This is a genomic window from Bacteroides cellulosilyticus DSM 14838, from assembly GCF_000158035.1.
GTDB lineage: Bacteria > Bacteroidota > Bacteroidia > Bacteroidales > Bacteroidaceae > Bacteroides > Bacteroides cellulosilyticus.
Map to the genome: position 1 here is coordinate 424,874 of NZ_EQ973492.1, position 18,153 is coordinate 443,026.

General features: G+C 39.9%; 19 protein-coding genes, 1 tRNA gene and 1 pseudogene. 12 read left to right on the forward strand and 9 right to left on the reverse strand.

Annotation, left to right across the window (positions count from 1 at the left end; genetic code table 11):
- Window positions 1-38 precede the first annotated feature (38 nt).
- Entirely contained in the window at window positions 39-641 is a 603-nt protein-coding gene (locus tag BACCELL_RS19805) for a DUF4923 family protein (RefSeq protein ID WP_007213812.1), read from the reverse strand.
- A 13-nt stretch (window positions 642-654) separates the two neighbouring features.
- Window positions 655-1,260, reverse strand: coding sequence for a ribosome biogenesis GTP-binding protein YihA/YsxC (gene yihA / locus BACCELL_RS19810; RefSeq protein ID WP_007213813.1), 606 nt, complete (start codon window positions 1,258-1,260; stop codon window positions 655-657).
- A 211-nt stretch (window positions 1,261-1,471) separates the two neighbouring features.
- Between yihA and recR the strand changes: the two genes are divergently transcribed.
- Genes recR through BACCELL_RS19830 form a run of 4 tightly spaced genes read left to right on the forward strand, consistent with a single transcriptional unit; the run spans window position 1,472 to window position 4,322 of the window.
- Window positions 1,472-2,089, forward strand: coding sequence for a recombination mediator RecR (recR, locus tag BACCELL_RS19815; RefSeq protein WP_007213814.1), 618 nt, complete (start codon window positions 1,472-1,474; stop codon window positions 2,087-2,089).
- A 33-nt stretch (window positions 2,090-2,122) separates the two neighbouring features.
- Entirely contained in the window at window positions 2,123-2,581 is a 459-nt protein-coding gene (locus BACCELL_RS19820; protein WP_007213815.1) for a hypothetical protein, read from the forward strand.
- Window positions 2,578-3,786: a glycosyltransferase family 2 protein gene (locus tag BACCELL_RS19825; RefSeq protein WP_007213816.1), complete on the forward strand. Its 1,209-nt coding sequence runs from the start codon at window positions 2,578-2,580 to the stop codon at window positions 3,784-3,786. Before BACCELL_RS19820 ends, BACCELL_RS19825 begins: the two co-directional genes overlap by 4 nt.
- A gap of 2 nt (window positions 3,787-3,788) precedes the next feature.
- Window positions 3,789-4,322: a GNAT family N-acetyltransferase gene (locus BACCELL_RS19830; protein ID WP_044154147.1), complete on the forward strand. Its 534-nt coding sequence runs from the start codon at window positions 3,789-3,791 to the stop codon at window positions 4,320-4,322.
- Here the strand turns inward: BACCELL_RS19830 and BACCELL_RS19835 are convergent.
- Window positions 4,319-4,912 carry a YqgE/AlgH family protein gene (locus tag BACCELL_RS19835; protein ID WP_007213818.1) on the reverse strand — a complete coding sequence of 198 codons (594 nt, stop codon included), beginning with the start codon at window positions 4,910-4,912 and terminating at the stop codon, window positions 4,319-4,321. The two genes, BACCELL_RS19830 and BACCELL_RS19835, sit on opposite strands and share 4 nt — an antisense overlap.
- 279 nt (window positions 4,913-5,191) lie before the next feature.
- Between BACCELL_RS19835 and BACCELL_RS19840 the strand changes: the two genes are divergently transcribed.
- Window positions 5,192-8,164, forward strand: a complete 2,973-nt coding sequence (locus tag BACCELL_RS19840) for a SusC/RagA family TonB-linked outer membrane protein (RefSeq protein WP_236100830.1) — start codon at window positions 5,192-5,194, stop codon at window positions 8,162-8,164.
- A gap of 20 nt (window positions 8,165-8,184) precedes the next feature.
- The gene (locus BACCELL_RS19845; protein ID WP_044154244.1) at window positions 8,185-9,765 is read left to right on the forward strand and encodes a SusD/RagB family nutrient-binding outer membrane lipoprotein; all 1,581 of its coding nucleotides are present in this window, start codon (window positions 8,185-8,187) and stop codon (window positions 9,763-9,765) included.
- Between the two features lie 10 nt (window positions 9,766-9,775).
- Here BACCELL_RS19845 and BACCELL_RS19850 read toward each other — a convergent pair whose 3' ends face one another.
- Window positions 9,776-11,089, reverse strand: a complete 1,314-nt coding sequence (locus tag BACCELL_RS19850; RefSeq protein WP_044154148.1) for an aminotransferase class I/II-fold pyridoxal phosphate-dependent enzyme — start codon at window positions 11,087-11,089, stop codon at window positions 9,776-9,778.
- Window positions 11,090-11,287: 198 nt separating this feature from the next.
- Here BACCELL_RS19850 and BACCELL_RS19855 point away from each other — a divergent pair.
- The 5 genes from BACCELL_RS19855 (at window position 11,288) to BACCELL_RS19875 (ending at window position 15,335) form a co-directional block, all read left to right on the forward strand.
- Window positions 11,288-11,361, forward strand: a tRNA-Asp gene (locus BACCELL_RS19855).
- 243 nt (window positions 11,362-11,604) lie between these two features.
- Window positions 11,605-12,831 carry a site-specific integrase gene (locus BACCELL_RS19860; RefSeq protein ID WP_007213822.1) on the forward strand — a complete coding sequence of 409 codons (1,227 nt, stop codon included), beginning with the start codon at window positions 11,605-11,607 and terminating at the stop codon, window positions 12,829-12,831.
- A gap of 122 nt (window positions 12,832-12,953) precedes the next feature.
- Window positions 12,954-13,550, forward strand: a complete 597-nt coding sequence (locus BACCELL_RS19865) for an HD domain-containing protein (RefSeq protein WP_007213823.1) — start codon at window positions 12,954-12,956, stop codon at window positions 13,548-13,550.
- Window positions 13,551-13,609: 59 nt separating this feature from the next.
- Window positions 13,610-14,581 (forward strand): hypothetical protein, encoded by a 972-nt coding sequence (locus tag BACCELL_RS19870; RefSeq protein WP_248604805.1) that lies wholly within the window; start codon window positions 13,610-13,612, stop codon window positions 14,579-14,581.
- A complete protein-coding gene (locus BACCELL_RS19875) occupies window positions 14,565-15,335 on the forward strand; it encodes a hypothetical protein (protein WP_007213825.1) in 771 nt (256 codons plus the stop codon). Before BACCELL_RS19870 ends, BACCELL_RS19875 begins: the two co-directional genes overlap by 17 nt.
- 214 nt (window positions 15,336-15,549) lie before the next feature.
- Here the strand turns inward: BACCELL_RS19875 and BACCELL_RS19880 are convergent, their stop codons facing one another.
- From BACCELL_RS19880 to BACCELL_RS19895, 4 genes and pseudogenes are all read right to left on the reverse strand, one after another.
- Window positions 15,550-15,843 carry a helix-turn-helix domain-containing protein gene (locus BACCELL_RS19880; RefSeq protein ID WP_007213826.1) on the reverse strand — a complete coding sequence of 98 codons (294 nt, stop codon included), beginning with the start codon at window positions 15,841-15,843 and terminating at the stop codon, window positions 15,550-15,552.
- A 58-nt stretch (window positions 15,844-15,901) separates the two neighbouring features.
- The gene (locus BACCELL_RS19885; protein WP_032583310.1) at window positions 15,902-16,204 is read right to left on the reverse strand and encodes a DUF3876 domain-containing protein; all 303 of its coding nucleotides are present in this window, start codon (window positions 16,202-16,204) and stop codon (window positions 15,902-15,904) included.
- Window positions 16,205-16,214: 10 nt separating this feature from the next.
- Window positions 16,215-16,532, reverse strand: a pseudogene (locus tag BACCELL_RS19890) (helix-turn-helix domain-containing protein).
- A complete protein-coding gene (locus BACCELL_RS19895) occupies window positions 16,529-16,828 on the reverse strand; it encodes a DUF3408 domain-containing protein (RefSeq protein ID WP_007213829.1) in 300 nt (99 codons plus the stop codon). The pseudogene BACCELL_RS19890 and the gene BACCELL_RS19895 overlap by 4 nt, the downstream one beginning before the upstream one ends.
- Before the next feature lie 491 nt (window positions 16,829-17,319).
- Here BACCELL_RS19895 and mobA point away from each other — a divergent pair, with 491 nt between their 5' ends.
- The gene (mobA, locus tag BACCELL_RS19900) at window positions 17,320-17,769 is read left to right on the forward strand and encodes a conjugal transfer protein MobA (protein ID WP_007213830.1); all 450 of its coding nucleotides are present in this window, start codon (window positions 17,320-17,322) and stop codon (window positions 17,767-17,769) included.
- Window positions 17,770-17,837: 68 nt separating this feature from the next.
- Here the strand turns inward: mobA and BACCELL_RS19905 are convergent.
- On the reverse strand, window positions 17,838-18,153 hold a 316-nt coding region (locus BACCELL_RS19905), incomplete at its 5' end, for a helix-turn-helix domain-containing protein (RefSeq protein WP_007213831.1).

The following is an 18,153-nucleotide window of genomic DNA, read 5'->3' on the forward strand; positions in this document are numbered from 1 at the left end:
ACATAATGTTTACGGGACTTTTTTATTGATATTCCGTTTTATTCTTTCTTCTCAAGTGAGAAGCCTAGCATCATGCCGTCGTAACTGTTTGCTAGTGAACTGATTGTTTTCAGTGTGGCATTGCTGCTCTTGCTGGAAAGGAAAGTGATTAGCTTCAGTAGTTTGTCCGACTCAAACAGTAAATCCATGCTGCCGGATGTACAGTTAACTTTGGCATTCATGTTTATCAGTCTGACGAACTTCATGGTTACATGCTTTTCGGTAGCGTTATACATATAAGTCCCGTTCAGAGTTTTGGTTCCCAGTTTAGCATTGAAAGTGCTGTCGGCATTGAAGGTAAAACTCATTTGTCCGGGTTTGATACCCACTTTGCTCAGTTGCTCATTGAGTTTGGCTTCGGCAGTGGTAGCAGCAACGGCTCCGCCGGCTTTCATCAACAGGTTGTCTGATTCGAATTCGATAGCGGCACCGGTGTACGACCATGTACCTGTCATATCAACAGTATTCTTGCCGGTAACGGCGCTGACTACTTTTTCTACATTTTCTTTGTTGAATAAATCTTTTAGCGATTGTGCCTGGCTATTGGCCGACACAAGAAGTAAGGTGGCAATAAATGCCAGTGAAAATACACTCTTTTTCATATTTACTATTACTTTATTTGGTATTTAATTCTTTATTAATACTCTCTATATAATCTAATAACTCTTTTTTGCCCATTCTGTTCTCAGAAGAGGTCACAAAATAAGGGGGAAGTTCTTCCCATTGCTCTTTTAGTTTTTTCAGATACTGCTGGATATTGGTGTTCAGCCTGCCGCCTTTCAGCTTATCCCCTTTGGTAAAGACAATGGAGAAAGGTATTCCGTGCTCGCCCAGCCATCCCATGAATTCGATATCGATGACTTGTGGTTCAAGCCGTGAGTCAATAAGCAAGAAGAGATTGGTCATCTGTTCACGTTCTAGAATATAATCTTCGATGATACGCTGTATTTGTGATTTTCCTTTTTGTCCGCGTCTGGCATAACCATAGCCAGGTAGATCGACGATGTACCAGCTTTTATTAATAAGGAAATGATTGATGAGCATAGTCTTTCCCGGAGTGGCGGAAGTCATGGCAAGTCCTTTACGCCCTGTTAGCATATTGATGAGGCTGGATTTTCCAACGTTGGAACGTCCGATAAAGGCATATTCAGGAAATATTCCGGGGGGACATTTTTTCACATCTGTGTTACTAATGACGAATTCAGCGCTTGTAATCTCCATTTTTATGTCAAATTTAGAAAGTTTCTTACTCTTTTTCTTTTTTTCTGCGTATGCAAAGGTAGTACTTATTTCAAAAATCTATGTTCGGAATGCGGAAATCTAATTATCTTTTAAGAAGATAAGCTGCATTTTGGCATAACTTTTTCATGCTTACATGAAAGTTCTGCACTCAATTTACATTATCTTTGCCGCCAATAGTTGATTTTTTAGTATGAACGGACAATTTTCCTCGATATTATTGGAGAAGGCGGTGAGCGAGTTTGCCAAACTGCCAGGAGTGGGGCGGAAGACCGCTATGCGCCTGGTACTACACCTTCTGAGACAAGATACGGCAGTGGTAGAAGCCTTTGGTAACGCTATTGTTACACTGAAGCATGAAGTGAAATATTGCAGGGTTTGCCACAATATTTCAGATACGGAAACTTGCCGTATTTGTGCCAATCCGCAGCGGGATGCATCTACAGTTTGTGTTGTAGAGAATATCCGTGATGTCATGGCGGTGGAAGCGACGCAGCAATTCCGTGGACTATATCACGTCTTGGGTGGTGTTATTTCACCAATGGACGGGGTAGGGCCGGGTGACTTGCAGATAGAAAGTCTTGTACGGCGTGTGGCTGCCGGTGGAATCAAGGAGGTGATCTTGGCACTCAGCACTACGATGGAAGGTGACACAACAAACTTCTATATTTATCGTAAGCTTGAAAAGATGGGGGTGAAGCTAAGTGTGATTGCCCGTGGCATTTCAGTGGGCGATGAGTTGGAATATGCGGACGAAGTCACTCTGGGACGTAGTATTGTAAACCGGACGCTTTTTACGGGAACGAATTAAATTATTGTTATTAAGTCTATTGTTTATAAGAGAATGGAAGAACAGATAAAACACGTTGCGAGTCGTTTAAAAGTAATATTTATCAGTTTCTGGTTGCTGCCGGTGATATGGATCATAGTAGGTGAAACCGGTGGAGATTGGGTAGGTATATATGCCGCTGATGTCCGTACGACTTATTTTGCAGAAACTTTGTCTATTTTGCTGGTTGCTGCTTGCGTGCCGGTTTCTTTGAAACTTTTCGCCTGGGTGCTGACGCGGAAGATTGATAAAGTTAGTTTGCCTGAAGCTTTACGTTTATATTCTTTCTGGAGTAAAGTTCGGGTAGCTATGCTTGCACTGCCGGTATGGGTAGGTCTTGCAGTTTATTATCTGACATTGAGTAACAAAGGTTTGCTTTGTGCTTTTATTGCTCTTACGGCTTCGCTGTTCTGCTTGCCCGGTGAAGGCCGTTTACGTAAAGAATTGCATATCAATAAAGAGGAGGAAGCATGAAATTCTCTGTTGTCATAGTCAATTACAATGTAAAGTATTATCTGGAACAGTGTCTTTGTTCCTTATACAGGGCTATTGACAATCTTTCAGCCGAAATTTTTGTAGTGGATAATGCGTCCGTCGATGATTCGGAGGCATACCTTACCGAACGCTTCCCGCGTATTACCTATATATATAATAAGGAGAATGTTGGTTTTGCCCGTGCTAATAACCAGGCCATTCGTCAAGCGAAGGGAGAATACGTACTGTTGTTGAATCCTGATACGGTATTGCCGGAGCAGACTTTGGAAGAAGCGCTTCTGTTTATGGACACGCATCCTTGCGTCGGAGCTGCCGGTGTGAAAATGCTGACGGATGACGGACGTTTTCTGCGGGAATCAAAGCGTGGATATCCTACTTTGGCAGCCACTTTTGGTAAACTGTCCGGCTTGGGAAAACTTTTCCCCCGTTCTAAAGGTTTAGGTGGGTATTATTGTAATGCCTTGGATGCGGATGCCATTCACCGGGTGGAAGTATTGGCAGGTGCATTCATGTTGCTGCGCCGTTCTGCATTGGAAAAATCCGGATTACTGGATGAAGACTTCTTTATGTATGGTGAAGATATAGATTTGTCCTGCCGGATTGAGGAGGCGGGATATGAAAATTACTACTTGCCTTATCCTATATTGCATTATAAGGGAGAAAGTACATCGAAAGATACCTATCACCATGTGCGCGTATTTTGTGGAGCAATGGATATTTTCTTTCGCAAGCATGGTGAACGTTATGGGCTCTTGGGGCGTTGGCTTGTTCGGATCGGTATCCATTTACAGATGTATATTCGTTTGCTGATGCTTTCCTTGAGACGTATATTCGGTTTTCCGGGAAAAAAAGCGAAAGTTCCCTTTCTTAAAGGACAAGCTTTCCCTCGTTTTCTTGTTTTCGGTGAAGAAGCCACTATTCATAGTTTGCGTGGACTTTTCAAACGTAACGGGCTGATCGGAAAGCATCATTTCGTTGTGGCAAACGAAGCATCTGCCGCCGACGGACATGCCGGTCCATTCATCTCGCTGAAAGGTTTCACGCATGTGGTGTATGATTGCCGTGCCTTTTCTTTTTCTACAATTATCCGCTTGCTGTCCCGCCATCGGAAAATGGGATTGCGTCTGGGAATTTATAACCCGGAAAGTCGCGTACTGGTGACTTCCGAAAAATGTTATCTCTGATCATGAAACATATTTATTTTGTAAACGAACGTATTCGCCTTCGTGCTATGGAACCGGAGGATCTGGAATTGATTTGTGAAATGGAAAACGATCCGCAACAGTGGGATATCAGTAACTTCACCGTACCCTATTCACGCTATGTGATGAAGCAATATATGGAGAACTCACAATGCGATATGTTTTCCGATAAGCAACTGCGTATGATGGTGGTGCGCCTTGAAGATCATGCTACGATAGGAACGATTGATATTACAGACTTTTCTCCGATGCATGCACGCGGAGAAGTGGGTATCGTTATCCGGAAAGAGTTTCGTGGCGCAGGCTATGCAAAAGATGCATTGACACTACTTTGTGACTATGCTTTTGACTTTCTGCGTATGAAACAGTTGGTTGTTCATATCGCCACCGATAATGAGGCAAGCATGCGTTTGTTCGCCTCTTGCGGCTTTGTTCAGTGTGGGTTGTTAAAAGATTGGTTGTGTGTAGAAGGTTATTTCAAAGATGTTGCATTACTGCAGTGCATCCGGGTTGATTAATTCAATGTGGGTATCTGCGGGAAGCGTGACCATGTTTGATATTTGCCTCCCAGTTCTCCCAAAACATTTTTCCAAAGTTCTGCGCTTCCCTTTTCATCCATAAGGGAAGCGATGTTTGTCGATCCTATCAGCCAGGTGTTTTCTTCAATTTCCTGGCATAGCTGGTCATGTTCCCAGCCTGAATATCCCAAGAAGAAGCGTATTTTTCCGGTGATGTCATTGCCTTCCAAAATATAACGGCGGATGGCATCAAAATCTCCGTTCAGATAGAATCCTTTTCCTATTTGCAGAGAATCTTTTATACCTTTTAGTGTATGAAGGTAAAACAGCGTATCGGTACATAACGGACCGCCTTTATAAATAGGTATATTTTCCACATCTTTGAAGTCTTTCAATACGTCGTTGAGATATAGTGGGAGAGGTTTATTCAATACCAATCCCATTGTACCATCCAGCGTATGGTCTACCAGTAGGATAATAGAACGTCCGAACATCTCGTCATAGAGGAAAGGCTCGGATATCAGTACTTTTCCACGTGAAGGTAATACGTGGTTCGTTTCAATTTTGAATATGTCTGTGTTAATATCCATGCCACTAATATACAGACAAATCCTTGAAAAACAAATATTATTTCTCTTTTTTCACTGATAGAATTTTCATATATGTTATATAACAGGTTTTTATTAGGAAGAAATTGGTTACTTTTGCAAATTGTTATCTCTTTATTGTAAATCATGAAATTGACTATCTATAATTATATCTGTTTTTTTGTTTTTGGTTATTTTTTTTCGTATAGTAGTTCTTGTTGTGCTTTTGTTGCAGACGATGTGAACCATCGGCTTGAAGTACTTATCGCTCGGAAAAGTATAATGGGGCGTGTTGTAGATGGAGACGGTGTGCCTTTACCGGGAGCTACAGTGTTGGAAAAAGGTACTTCGAATGGTGCAGTGACGGATTTGGAAGGCAAATTTGCACTGACGGTTGCTGATGATGCGGTGCTGAGATTCTCTTTTATGGGATATAAGACGCAGGAGGTAAGCGTAAAAGGACATACATTTCTGGATATTGTATTAGAAGAAGATGCGGTGGAACTGGATAAAGTAGTTGTGACTGCCTTGGGTATCGAAAAGAAGGAGCACTCTCTTTCCTATGCAATAAGTCAGGTGAAAAGTGAAGAATTGACACGGGTTAAAATGCCTAATCTGATAACTTCATTGACCGGTAAGACTGCCGGTGTGCAGGTTAATCAGGTATCATCGGGACTGGGTGCTTCCGCTAAAGTAAACATTCGCGGAATCCGTTCGGTAGCCGGGGAGAATCAACCTCTTTATGTAATTGATGGTGTTCCTATGTTAAATTCAACTTCGGAACAGGCTTTCAGTGCCATTGGCGGAACTGCTAATGCAGGTAACCGCGATGGCGGTGATGGTATTTCAAACTTAAACTCGGAAGATATAGAAAGCATAAGTATTCTGAAAGGGGCTCCTGCAGCGGCACTTTATGGTAGCCAGGCAGGTAACGGTGTGATATTGATTACGACCAAGAAAGGTAAATCACAAGGACAACGGAGCATATCATTTTCTACCAGTCTGATGTTCGATAAAGCATCTTCTTTACCCGAAATGCAAAATCGTTATGGAGTAAGCGATGGGGTGGATAGTTGGGGAGAACGAAAAGACTTGCCGAAATACGATAATCTGAATGATTTCTTCTCTACCGGAGTGACTTCCATTACTTCCGTATCCGTAAGCCATGGCAATGAGAAATTGCAGAATTATTTTTCATATGCCAATACTACCGGTAAAGGGATTATTGATAAAAATCGCTTATCCAAGCATAATATTACATTTAGGGAAACTTCTGTGATATTCAATAATCGTTTGAAACTGGATGGTAATGTGAATTTGATGCGACAAGTCTCTAAAAACAAACCGACAGTAGGCGGATTTTATATGAACCCGTTGGTGGGGCTTTATCGGTTTCCCCGTGGAGAGGACTTGTCGTATTATAGGGATAATTTCGAAGTGTACGATGAAAGTAGAAACCTGAATATACAGAACTGGCATACTGCCTATGAAGATTTTGAGCAGAATCCGTATTGGATAACGAACCGCATACAAACTAAAGAAGTGCGTATGCATGCCATTGTCTCCTTATCGGCAAACTTGCAAGTAAATGACTGGTTGACGGTACAGGCCCGTGGCAATGTGGATTGCATTGACGATAAAGTCCGTCAGAAATTTTATGCTTCTACAGCTCCGGCGTTAGCTGGTACTAACGGACGTTACCTGGAAATGGATTATCAGGATCTCCAGTTTTATGGTGACCTGATGCTTATGATGAAGAAGAAATGGGGCGATTTCTCAGTAAATGGTGCATTTGGGGGAAGTATTACTGATAAGACTACTAATTCTACCCGTTATGATTCCAAAACAGCTTCTTTGTACTATGCCAATGTATTTACTCTGGCAAATATTATAATGAACGGTTCAGCAGCTCTTGACCAGAAAATTGATTCACACCGTCAGCTGCAATCGCTGTTTGCTACGGCGCAGGTGGGTTATAAAGAGAGTGCCTATATAGATTTGACGGCCCGCAATGACTGGTCTTCCACTTTATCACATACCAAGCACGAAGGCAGAGGATATTTTTATCCTTCAGTTGGTACTTCGTTGATCCTAAGCCGTCTGCTGACTTTACCTGAATGGGTGTCGTATGCAAAGGTGCGTGCTGCTTATAGTATGGTGGGGAATGATATTCCTTTGTATATTACGAATTCCGCTTCCCATATCACTGCCGGTGGTGAATATCTGGCGAATGATGCGGCACCTTTCAAGGAAATGGAACCGGAGATGAATTATTCGTGGGAAATTGGTGCAGAAGGACGTTTTCTGAACAGCCGTATCGGGTTTAATATCACTTTCTATAGAACAAATACTCATAACCAGTTTTTTAAATTGCCTACGCTGGCGGGTGACAAATATGCTTACCGCTATGTGAATGCCGGTAACATTCAGAATCAGGGATGGGAAATCGCATTGGACGCTACTCCTGTGATGGCAAAAGATTTTATGTGGAGCACTACTCTTAATTTTGCTTCTAACAGGAACAAAATAGTTGCTTTGCATGAAGATTTGAAAGAATTTGTTTATGGCCCTACCAGTTTCTCTTCCAGTTATGCCATGAAATTGATAAAAGGTGGATCGATTGGCGATATTTATGGAAAAGCTTTTGTCAGAGATGCTTCCGGTAATATTGTTTATGAGACGGAAGGGAATAATGCAGGATTGCCAAAAGTAGAAGGTGACGGGAATACGGTAAAGGTTGGAAACTCCAATCCGAAGTTCCAGCTGGGATGGAATCATACGCTTTCTTATAAAGACTTATCTCTCTATTTCCTGATAGATTGTCGTTACGGCGGTAAGGTGCTTTCGCAAACTCAGGCAGATATGGACTTGTACGGTGTATCGGAAATTACCGGAAAGGCCCGTGATAATAGTTATGTTATGCTGGAGGGGCAGCGGATAGAGAACGTGAAGGGATTCTATAAGATTGTAGGCGGACGCGCAGGGACAACGGAATATTATATGTATGATGCGACCAATATCCGATTGAGAGAACTTTCATTGTCTTATCAGTTACCTGCTTCCTGGATGGAAAAATCTAAAGTTCTGAAGAAAGCTCAGGTTTCTTTTATAGCCCGCAATTTGTTCTTCTTTTATAAGAAGGCGCCTTTTGATCCGGATCTGGTGTTATCTACCGGTAATGATAATCAAGGCATTGATGTGTATGGAATGCCAACAACGCGCAGTTGGGGCTTTTCATTGAAGTGTGAATTTTAATGGGAGAGGGGAGGATTGATATGAAAAGATATAGTTGGATATTCGGTGCTCTGTTAGTTTTAACTTCTTGCACGGGTGACTTTAAGGATATCAATACGGATTTATCCGGAATTACGGATGAAGATTTGCAAATTGATTATAATGAACATGGTATTCGTCTGGGAGTGATTCAGCAGGGCATTTACTTCAATTATGATTATGGAAAGGGTAAGAACTGGCCTTTCCAGTTGACGCAGAACCTGAATGCAGATATGTTTAGTGGATATATGCATGATGGAAAACCATTGAATGGAGGTAGCCATAATTCGGACTATAATTTGCAAGATGGTTGGAACAGTGCAATGTGGGGACATACCTATTCGTATATTTTTCCACAGATATACCAGTCGGAGAACGCAACGCGTGAGAAACATCCGGGTTTCTTCGGAGTCACCAAGATTCTGAAAGTGGAAGTGATGCATCGCGTTACGGATTACTATGGTCCTATCATTTATTCACGGTTTGCTGATCCTAACGCAGAATATATGCCCGATACACAAGAAGTGGTTTATAAAGAGTTCTTTTGTGAATTAGATACGGCTGTGAGTACTCTTACCGGTTATGTCGAGTCAAATCCGGAAGCTGCTGAGTTTTCCCGTTTTGATATACTGATGGATGGCGAATACATTTCGTGGATAAGGTTTGCCAATTCATTGAGAATGCGGCTTGCAATGCGAATAGCTACAGTGGATGAAGAGAAAGCCCGTTCAGAGTTCCTGAAAGCCTTTAATAATGAATATGGAATGTTGGAAGCGGAAAATGAACCGGTGGCGGTATCTACAAAGAAAGGGTATGCCAATCCGTTGGGAGAACTCAATCTGGTGTGGAACGAAACTTATATGAGTGCTCCAATGGAGTCTATCATGAACGGTTATGAAGATCCTCGGCGTACTGTCTTTTTTGCCACATGCCAGGATGAGTCGTTTAAAGGACAGTATCGTGGAATCCGGCAGGGAACTTGCTTCTCTCATAGCAATTATATGGGTTTGTCGAAGCTGAAGACTACTCAGTCAACGGATGCGGTTCTTATGACTGCTGCCGAGGTCTGGTTTCTGCGTGCGGAAGCCGCTTTGAGGAACTGGACAGATGAAGATGCCGGTATATGCTATGAAAAAGGGATTACTTCCTCTCTACATCAGTATGGTATCATGCAGACTGATTCATATTTGAATAGTGATAAATTGCCAATTGATTTTGTGGATACATTTGATGCTGAAAATAATATAAAAGCCTATTGTAAGGTCTCACCGAAGTGGATTGAAACAGCAGACCGGGATACGAAGTTGGAGAAGATCATTACGCAGAAATGGCTGGCAATGTTTCCTGAAGGATGTGAAGCCTGGGCGGAGCAGCGCAGAACCGGATATCCACTCCTTTTTCCTGTTCGTTTCAATCATAGTAAGGATGGCTGCGTTGATACGGAAATCATGATTCGCCGTTTAAACTTTCCCGGAGGATTACAAACGGAAAATCCGGAGCAATACCGTGCATTGGTGAAAGCTTTGGGAGGAGATGATAATGCCGGCACCCGTTTGTGGTGGGATACCGGCACTAATTGGTAAGTTTATTCTATTATATCGGATGGTTTTCTGCAAAGATTGCCATCCGTTCTTCTAATTGTGCATATTGATGATCCTGGATGAATGAAGTACAGGCACGCAAACCTTCCTGATGGCTACCGGTAGTAATCAGAGATATGGCGCTGACACCATAGTACATCAATTCCTTAGCCAATTCGCCGCTGGTCATCCCCGGATAACCGATAGTAAAGTAGAAGCCATCGGCTACGGGATCACCAAGGTCATTGTCATATACCAGATGAAAACCGTGGCGCAGAAAAATCTCTTTTAGCCTGTGAGCGCGTTCACCATATATTTTCACTTCGTCAAGGAAGTTGTACTGCCCTTCGTTAGCAGCCTTCAGCATGGCGGCAAGCGCGTATTGTGCCGAATGACTCGTACCGGAGGAGAGGGCATAGAGTACACGGTGAATGAATACTGTACCGAATGTGCCGCCACCATAGCGTTTTGTCAATCCGGGATAAGAGCGGTGATAGAGCTTGTTTGAAATGCAGCTGACACCAATACGCTGTCCGGCATAGCTGAATGCTTTAGAGCCGGAAATGAGCAATACATAGTTGTCTGTATAATGTGCCACTGATGGTTGATAAGGTGCTTGGAATGGTTTGCTCAAATCTTGCCGGAAGTCCATAGCGAAGTAAGCCAGGTCTTCCAGAACAATAATATCATATTGCGTAGCAAGTTCTCCGATGATACGTAGCTCTTCTTCTTTCAGGCAAATCCAACTGGGATTGTTCGGGTTGGAATAGACGATAGCAGAGATATTCCCTTTCTTGAGGTAACTTTCCAGTTTCTCTTTCAATTTGTCGCCACGGAAATCATATACATCGAAAGTCTCGAACTTTTGTCCCATAACGACTAGCTGTTGCTTCTGTACAGGAAATCCCGGGTCAATAAACAATATCGTATCTTTCTTTTCATCACACTGACTGCAAGTGAGGAACGAAGCAAAGGTGCCTTGCATGGAACCGGTAACAGGTACACAACCTTCCGGTTGCAAATCTACATTAATAAATGCTTTTATAAAACGCGAAGCTTCTTCTTTCAGTGCAGGCAATCCGTTGATGTCAGGATAAAGACTGGCAATTCCTTTTTGCAGAGCTTCTATTTCAGCTTTTACACCTACAGCCGAAGGGGGAAGTCCCGGCACACCCATTTCCATTTTTATAAATTCTATACCAGATTCAGCTTCTGCCTTGGCGGCAATCGCCTTTACTTCGCGGATGGTTGCTTTTCCAAAGTCTGCAATCTGAAATGCTTCGATGGTTTCGTCAATCAGTTTACGTTCAATAGGAGTATTTCTCATGGTTTTTCTCGCTTTTAATTGATTTTGATTTGTCATTCGATTTTTTTTTTGCCACACAAAGGTAATATAAATATCTTATAATCAAGCCTACTTTAAAAAAGATGAAAAATATTTCTTTCAAGCTATTGCAGGTTTCAAAAAAACACCTACCTTTGCAACCGCAATCGAGAGAGAAAGCGATAAAAGAAATGAAATTATGGTGCGTTAGTTCAGTTGGTTAGAATACATGCCTGTCACGCATGGGGTCACGGGTTCGAGTCCCGTACGCACCGCGAAAGCAAATAGTAAATTAAAGCAAAGCTCTGAAATTCAAGGATTTCAGGGCTTTTTCTTTTTCCCCGCTTAGGCAAAAAATAGCGGTTTAAAGCAGTTCTCACGTGGCTTATTCGTGGGACTTTTTGAAAGCCGTTTTTGCTCCCACGAATTGACGCATTTGTCTTTGATTGTCAGCTTTTTGCGTAGCTGGTTTTTGAGTGTAACAAACTAATTTTGTACAACTTTAAAATCAAAGAATTATGGGAGCAGTGAAAAGAAACACACTAAGCGTATTGTTCATCATCAAGAAAGCGAAACTTCTGAAAAACGGTGAAGCTCCTATCTGTATGCGCATCACCGTAAACAAGCGAGTAGCCGAAGTTATGATTAAACGGAGTATTCCCGTAGATTTATGGAATCAGAAAAAGGAATGTTCCAAAGGAAAAGACCGTGTAGCCATCGAACTGAACCACTATATCAATACGGTTCGTGCCAAAGTATTGCAGATACACCGTGAATTGGAGATAGACAACAAACCGCTAACAGCCGATATTATAAAGGATTGTTTCTACGGACGGGATAAAGTACAGCGCACCTTGCTGGAAGTGTATGCAGAGCATAACGAAAAATGTCGTGCCCTGATTGGCAAAGAATATACAGAAAGCACCGTAACCAAGTTTGATACTTCAATAAACCGATTGAAAGAATATATCCGTAGTTGTTACCACCGTGATGATATAATGCTGGCAGAACTGGACGGGCAATTTATCCGTGATTTTGATTTTTGGCTGAAAACAGAGAAGCATTGCCAAAACAATTCCGCATTGAAACATTTGAAGAACTTGAAAAAAGTTGTTCGTATTGCTTTGGCTAACGACTGGATAAAGAAAGCCCCGTTTTACGGCATCCACTTCAAGCAGGAGGAAGTAAATGTAGAGTTCCTCTCACGTGAGGAACTGGATATTCTCATGAACAAGGAATTTACTATCAAACGATTGGAGCAGGTAAGGGACATTTTTGTTTTTTGCTGTTTCACCGCACTTGCTTTCGTGGATGTACAACAGTTAAGCCGTGAACACTTAATAAAAGACAATAACGGTGCTTTGTGGATACGCAAGGCACGACAGAAAACCAGTCAGATGTGCAACATTCCTGTTTTGTCTATTCCTCAAAGGATATTGAGGAAATATGAAGATAATATAGAGTGTATAAAGAAAGGTGTACTTTTGCCTGTAATCAGTAATCAGCGCATGAATGCCTACTTAAAAGAAATCGCTGATTTATGCGGCATTACCAAGCGCCTAACTACGCATGTTGCACGCCATACTGCGGCTACCGTAGTTTTTCTCGCCAATGATGTATCAATGGAAAATGTATCTAAGATTTTGGGACATTCCAATATCAGAATGACACAGCATTATGCAAAAGTTTTAGATAGCTCTATCATGCGAGATATGGTGAACGTAGAGAAATGCTTTGGTTGTTAATGAAAAAAAGATTAGATGTCTTGGATATTCACACAAAAAACAGTATTTTTGTCATTGGTGGAATAATATTCCTAATAAAATACGGATTATCTATGCTAAAAGTATATTCTATTTATTAAAATATGAATTGGAAAAATGATTTACTAAGTACTCAGAGACTTAGACCATCACGGGTTGATAACCAACGTGCTGTTTTATCTGAAAATACAGACAATCGAAATCCATTTGAAAGCGATTTTGGGCGTGTTATATTTAGTTCTGCCTCTAGGCGATTGCATGACAAAACCCAGGTATTCCCTTTGACGTCAGATGATAATATTCACTCACGTTTAACACATTCAATGGAAGTGATGAATATTGGTTTGTCTTTCGCTATATATCTAAGTGGCAATGACGAGTTTAAGAAAAAGACGCAATTAACTAGTGAGGAAATTTTGCGTAAGATAGATCCTATATTGAAAACATCTTGCTTGGTTCACGACATTGGAAATCCCCCATTTGGACATTTTGGAGAACAGGTTATACAAAATTACTTCTCAGAATTGTTTAAAGATATTAAATGCGGAATTGAAAATGAAAATATAGGCAGTTCTTTAAGTAAATATGTTATTAAGGGAGTTAGGTATACAAACTATATTGGGAAGTGGGAAAAAGACACTGGGAAGGACATTAACACAAGAAGAAAACAAAAAAGGAATATGGTTTTAAAACATTTCTAAATAATAAAAATTTAATTCAAGATTATGTTGAATTTGATGGGAATGCAGAAGGATTTAGAATTCTTACCAAGCTCCAATATTTAGGTGATTTATTTGGACTAAACCTTACATGCTCTACCTTGGCTTCTACCTTAAAATACCCTAATTATGGCATTCCTATAAAAACAGAAGATGAAAATGATAAAATAAGTCTTCATAAACATGGAGTTTTTTTTACAGAAAGAAAAACTTTAGATGATATAGCTAAATATTGTAAATTGGAACAGTCAAATGGTATGTATAAGCGCCATCCATTAGCGTTTTTGATGGAAGCAGCAGATTCTATTTGCTATTTAGTGATGGATCTTGAAGACGCTAATCAAAAACAATGGTTAACCTTGAATGACGTAAAAGACAAGATTGCTAATGACCCTTATATATCAGATGAAATAAAAGAGAAGCTAGACGATAATTTGCGAACAACACAAGGAGATAATATTTCATCTAAGAAAGAATGGGTTAGCTATCGGACTATCTTATTAACTCACTTAATGGGAGTTGCTACTAAAAACTTCGTTCAAAATTTGGAGCAGATAGAGGAGGGAACATATAATAAGGAGTTGATCGAAGATAACGATGGAATTGCAAAAGCCTTAAAAGATTTTTCAAAGAAGAAGATATTATCTAAGAGAGAGATAACTTCCTTAGAAATAACTGGTGATGCAGTAATTGTTGGGATATTAAATTCGTATATAAGACTTCTATTTCATACAGATAAAAATTATCGTGATAGAGGGAAATCTCTATTCTCCCGTTCTATATTTATGACTGTTTTACATGAGCATTGGGAAGAGTATTGTGCAGATGAAGATTTTGAAAATAAATATGGAAAAGATATAAAAATAGGCGATTTAGATAAACTATATGATAAATTTGATGTTTGTGATTTTACGGTAGAGGAACGATTCCGTCTTATTCGTGATTTCGTTGCTTGTATGACTGATAAATTTGCATTAGATCATTATCAAAAAATAAGTGGACAGCGAATATAATAATATAAAACAAAAAATCGACCAGCAAGCATATTCTTTTAAAATATATTTGAAAGAGTTTTTGTTGGATCAAAAAACGTGGGAATTATTGAATTTAATTGCTTTGCAGACGGATATTTATATATTTAGTGGAGTAATTCGAAATTTTCTATTAGGATATTTAGAAAATCGTGATTTAGATATTGTAGTCCGAAATATAGATAAATTGATTTTACCAAAAAATTATTGGAATCATATACAACTTGAAAAAAATAGTTTTGGTGGATATAAAGTTAAAATCGGACAACTAACTGTTGATGCTTGGGATATTAAAAATACGTGGGGAGTTCAAAAGTTACAACTAAGAGATACCCCTTATAGCTTGATCAATACTGCGTTTTTCAATTTTTCAGCTATTATATATGATTATAATAGAGAGAAATTTATTTACGATAAACATTTTCTGCAATTTTATAAAAATCATGCTATGGATATTGTTTTTGATGAGAATCCTAATATCCCTTTGTGCATTTTAAATACTATATATTATAGTTTTAAATATGATTTTCCAATAAAATATTGTCTATGCAAATGGATTGTGCAACATTATCGAAAAAATTTTGATTTTCAGAAAGTTCAAATACGACATTTCAAGCATGTATTCATTTCTGATAACCAGATTGTTAAGTTTATCAATATATGCAGTGAAGTGTTGCCACGAATGGGAGAAGACAAAAAAAATAGTGTTTTAATAATTAAAAATCATCCAGTTTGATTTTTTCAAATTAGGCTAAAACATTAACAAAGGTAAGCTCCGTATTCCGTCCGTTCAAGCCCAAGCCCTACGGGTTTGAAAGAAAATCTCCACACCTGCGCTGCGCTCCGGGTTGTATTTTCTTCCAAAGGCTTGCACAGACGGACTACTACACTAATAAAGTTAATGTTCTTAGTCAGTTTCGGAAAAAATGTGTTTTTTAAAGGATAGTAGGTTATTCCTGCCGTTCTTTATTGTAGTAGGTCTGCAAAAGCCGTTCTATATCGCTTTGACGGTAGATTATTTTGCCTTTTATCTGAATGTACGGGATAACGCCCGTATCTCTCCATTCTTGCAGCGTGCGAATGCTTACTTTCAAATATTTAGATGCTTCCCGGTTGCTTAGAAACTTTTCACCGTTTAAATGCGGTCTGCTTTCCTTTGCCAGTTTACCAATACCACCTAATATTTTTTCCATAGACTGAAAGAAATCCTTAATTATTTCACTGTTGCCGTTTATCAGTTCCATATTGTTTTATCATTTTATTGATTTATAATTGGTTTGAATGATTGACTTATATCATCTGTCAGTTACGCAAATACTCGCCATAATAAGAAATGGAAAGGCTATCTTTTACCTTGTCATAGCCGATATAAAGCCGTTTAAAGGCTGAAACGATGAAATAACGGCTATCTTCCTTTTGTATCTCGTAAGTGGCTGGTTGCGCCTGTCCATTATCCGATACATGAAGTATCGAAAGGAGATATTTCCTCTTGCTTTGGTATATCATTACCGTAGGATGAAGATTTAAACTTTCCCATGTACCTACAATAGCCGGGAGGGTAAAAGATTGGTTTGCTTCTAAATTGCAATCTTGTTTTCTTGTCATAAGGCGATACTTATTTATTGGTTGGTACATAGTTGTTTTTCTTTCCTGAAAGATGGTTTGCCGTACATTCGGCAACCATTCTCTCAATATCGGCAGATTTATAATATAGCTTATTCCCGATTTGGGAGTAACCCAGTTTACCGCTGTCCCGATAGTTCTGCAAACTTCGGATGCTGATACCGAGCAGGGCACACACTTCACGACCTGACAACCATTTATCGGACTGATGATTGTTCTATCTGCAAATGCGTTCCACCTGATTAGCAAAGTTGGCGAACTGACTGCATACCTGTTTAAAGGTCTGTTCCTCAATAGTTACGATATTCATTCTTTATTCTCTTTTGGCTGGTTGAATATTCTTTTTTGCATTTCTTCCCGGTAGAGAGCCGAAAGGACATCATTGTGCGTATTAAGATGTTCTTCCAGTACGTTATCAATGAAATTCCCGATGCTTACCTTTTTGCCCGTAATCACTCCTACAATCTGCATGATACGTTTTTGTATCTCTCCACTAATGTACACGCTTTGACGGTTACAAACCGACTGCTTTTTAAGGAACACCGATTTATAGCTTTCCCGTTCCTTACTTCCTGTTTCCTGTAATGATTGTTTTACTTCTGCCATACTTTCAATTTTTAATGGTTTATGAATAGGTTGATTGATTTTTGATAATGATTTAAAAGTGGTAAGCCAGTTTCATGGCAGTATTGCCAAATCGTTAAACGCCTTTCAAACATGTTTTAAAGCCATATTCAAACCTTGTTTGACTGTCTTATAAATTGCCACCATTCAATCAATTTTCAGCAAAGAAAAGGGTAAAAACAGATGCTTTTTAAAATGGGGGTACTTTGTCCGTTTGTGTCGCAATTTGGCGTAATAGCCCATCTTTCAGGGGCAAACTGCTGTCTGTAATTTTGTAACCGATAAATAGACATAGGAGGAAGCCGAACCGTTTGCTTTGGCAATCTGACTGTAGGGAAGATTTTTATGTTCATTGGAACATAGCAAGTTGTGTTCTAAGGCACGCACTTCGTTTTTTGTGCCTCAAAACCTTGCCACCTTTGAAGGTGGTTAGTTTTACTCCAAAGTCGTAAAACCAGTAAATAATTATCATTATGGAACAGAAAAAGAAGCCATTTAACAAAGGTGGGCGCAAGCCTAAACTTGACCCACGAACACACCGCTATTCACTGAATTTGGATGATGTGGAGAACGCCAAGTTCTTAGCCTTTTACGACCAGTCTGGCTATAAGGTAAAGGCACATTTCATTAAGAACTGTATTTTTGGGAAGTCGTTTAAAGTGCTTAGGATTGATAAAAGTAAGGTTGATTATTATATTCAGCTCTCGCAGTTATTCACCCAATTCAGGAGCATAGGCAATAACTATAATCAGGTAGTGAAAGAACTTCATTCCAACTTTGCAGAAAAGAAAGCACTTGCCCTGCTTTATAAACTGGAACAATATACTCTGGAACTGGTAAAGACGAACCGGCAGATTATTGCGTTTACCAAACAGTTTGAAGCATCTTATAAGGAAGAGGGAATAATATCGGTAGAGAAGTGAATACGGACTTGCCAAAAGAAAAATATCCCGAAGCTGCCACGCGTACAGCTTCGGGATATTTTTCAGTGTTACTTATTTGCTCCGTGTTCTTTCTCAAACTTACGGAGCGTACCCACATCGAACCGTTCCTTTATGAACTCACGCACATCCGAAGCCCGGTAATAGGCTTTTCCACTAATCACCATAAAGGGTAGCAGTTTCTTGCTTCTCAATCTCTGCAATGTTCGGGTACTTACTTTGAACAACAGGCATAAATCCTGATTATCCAATAACTTATCACCCGGCATCACTTCGGGGTTGGTCTGCAAACTCTTTACGTCTTTGCCAACTTCTTCCAGTTTATCAAGTAGTTTTTGCATCCAGTCTTTGAACTCGTAATTATCT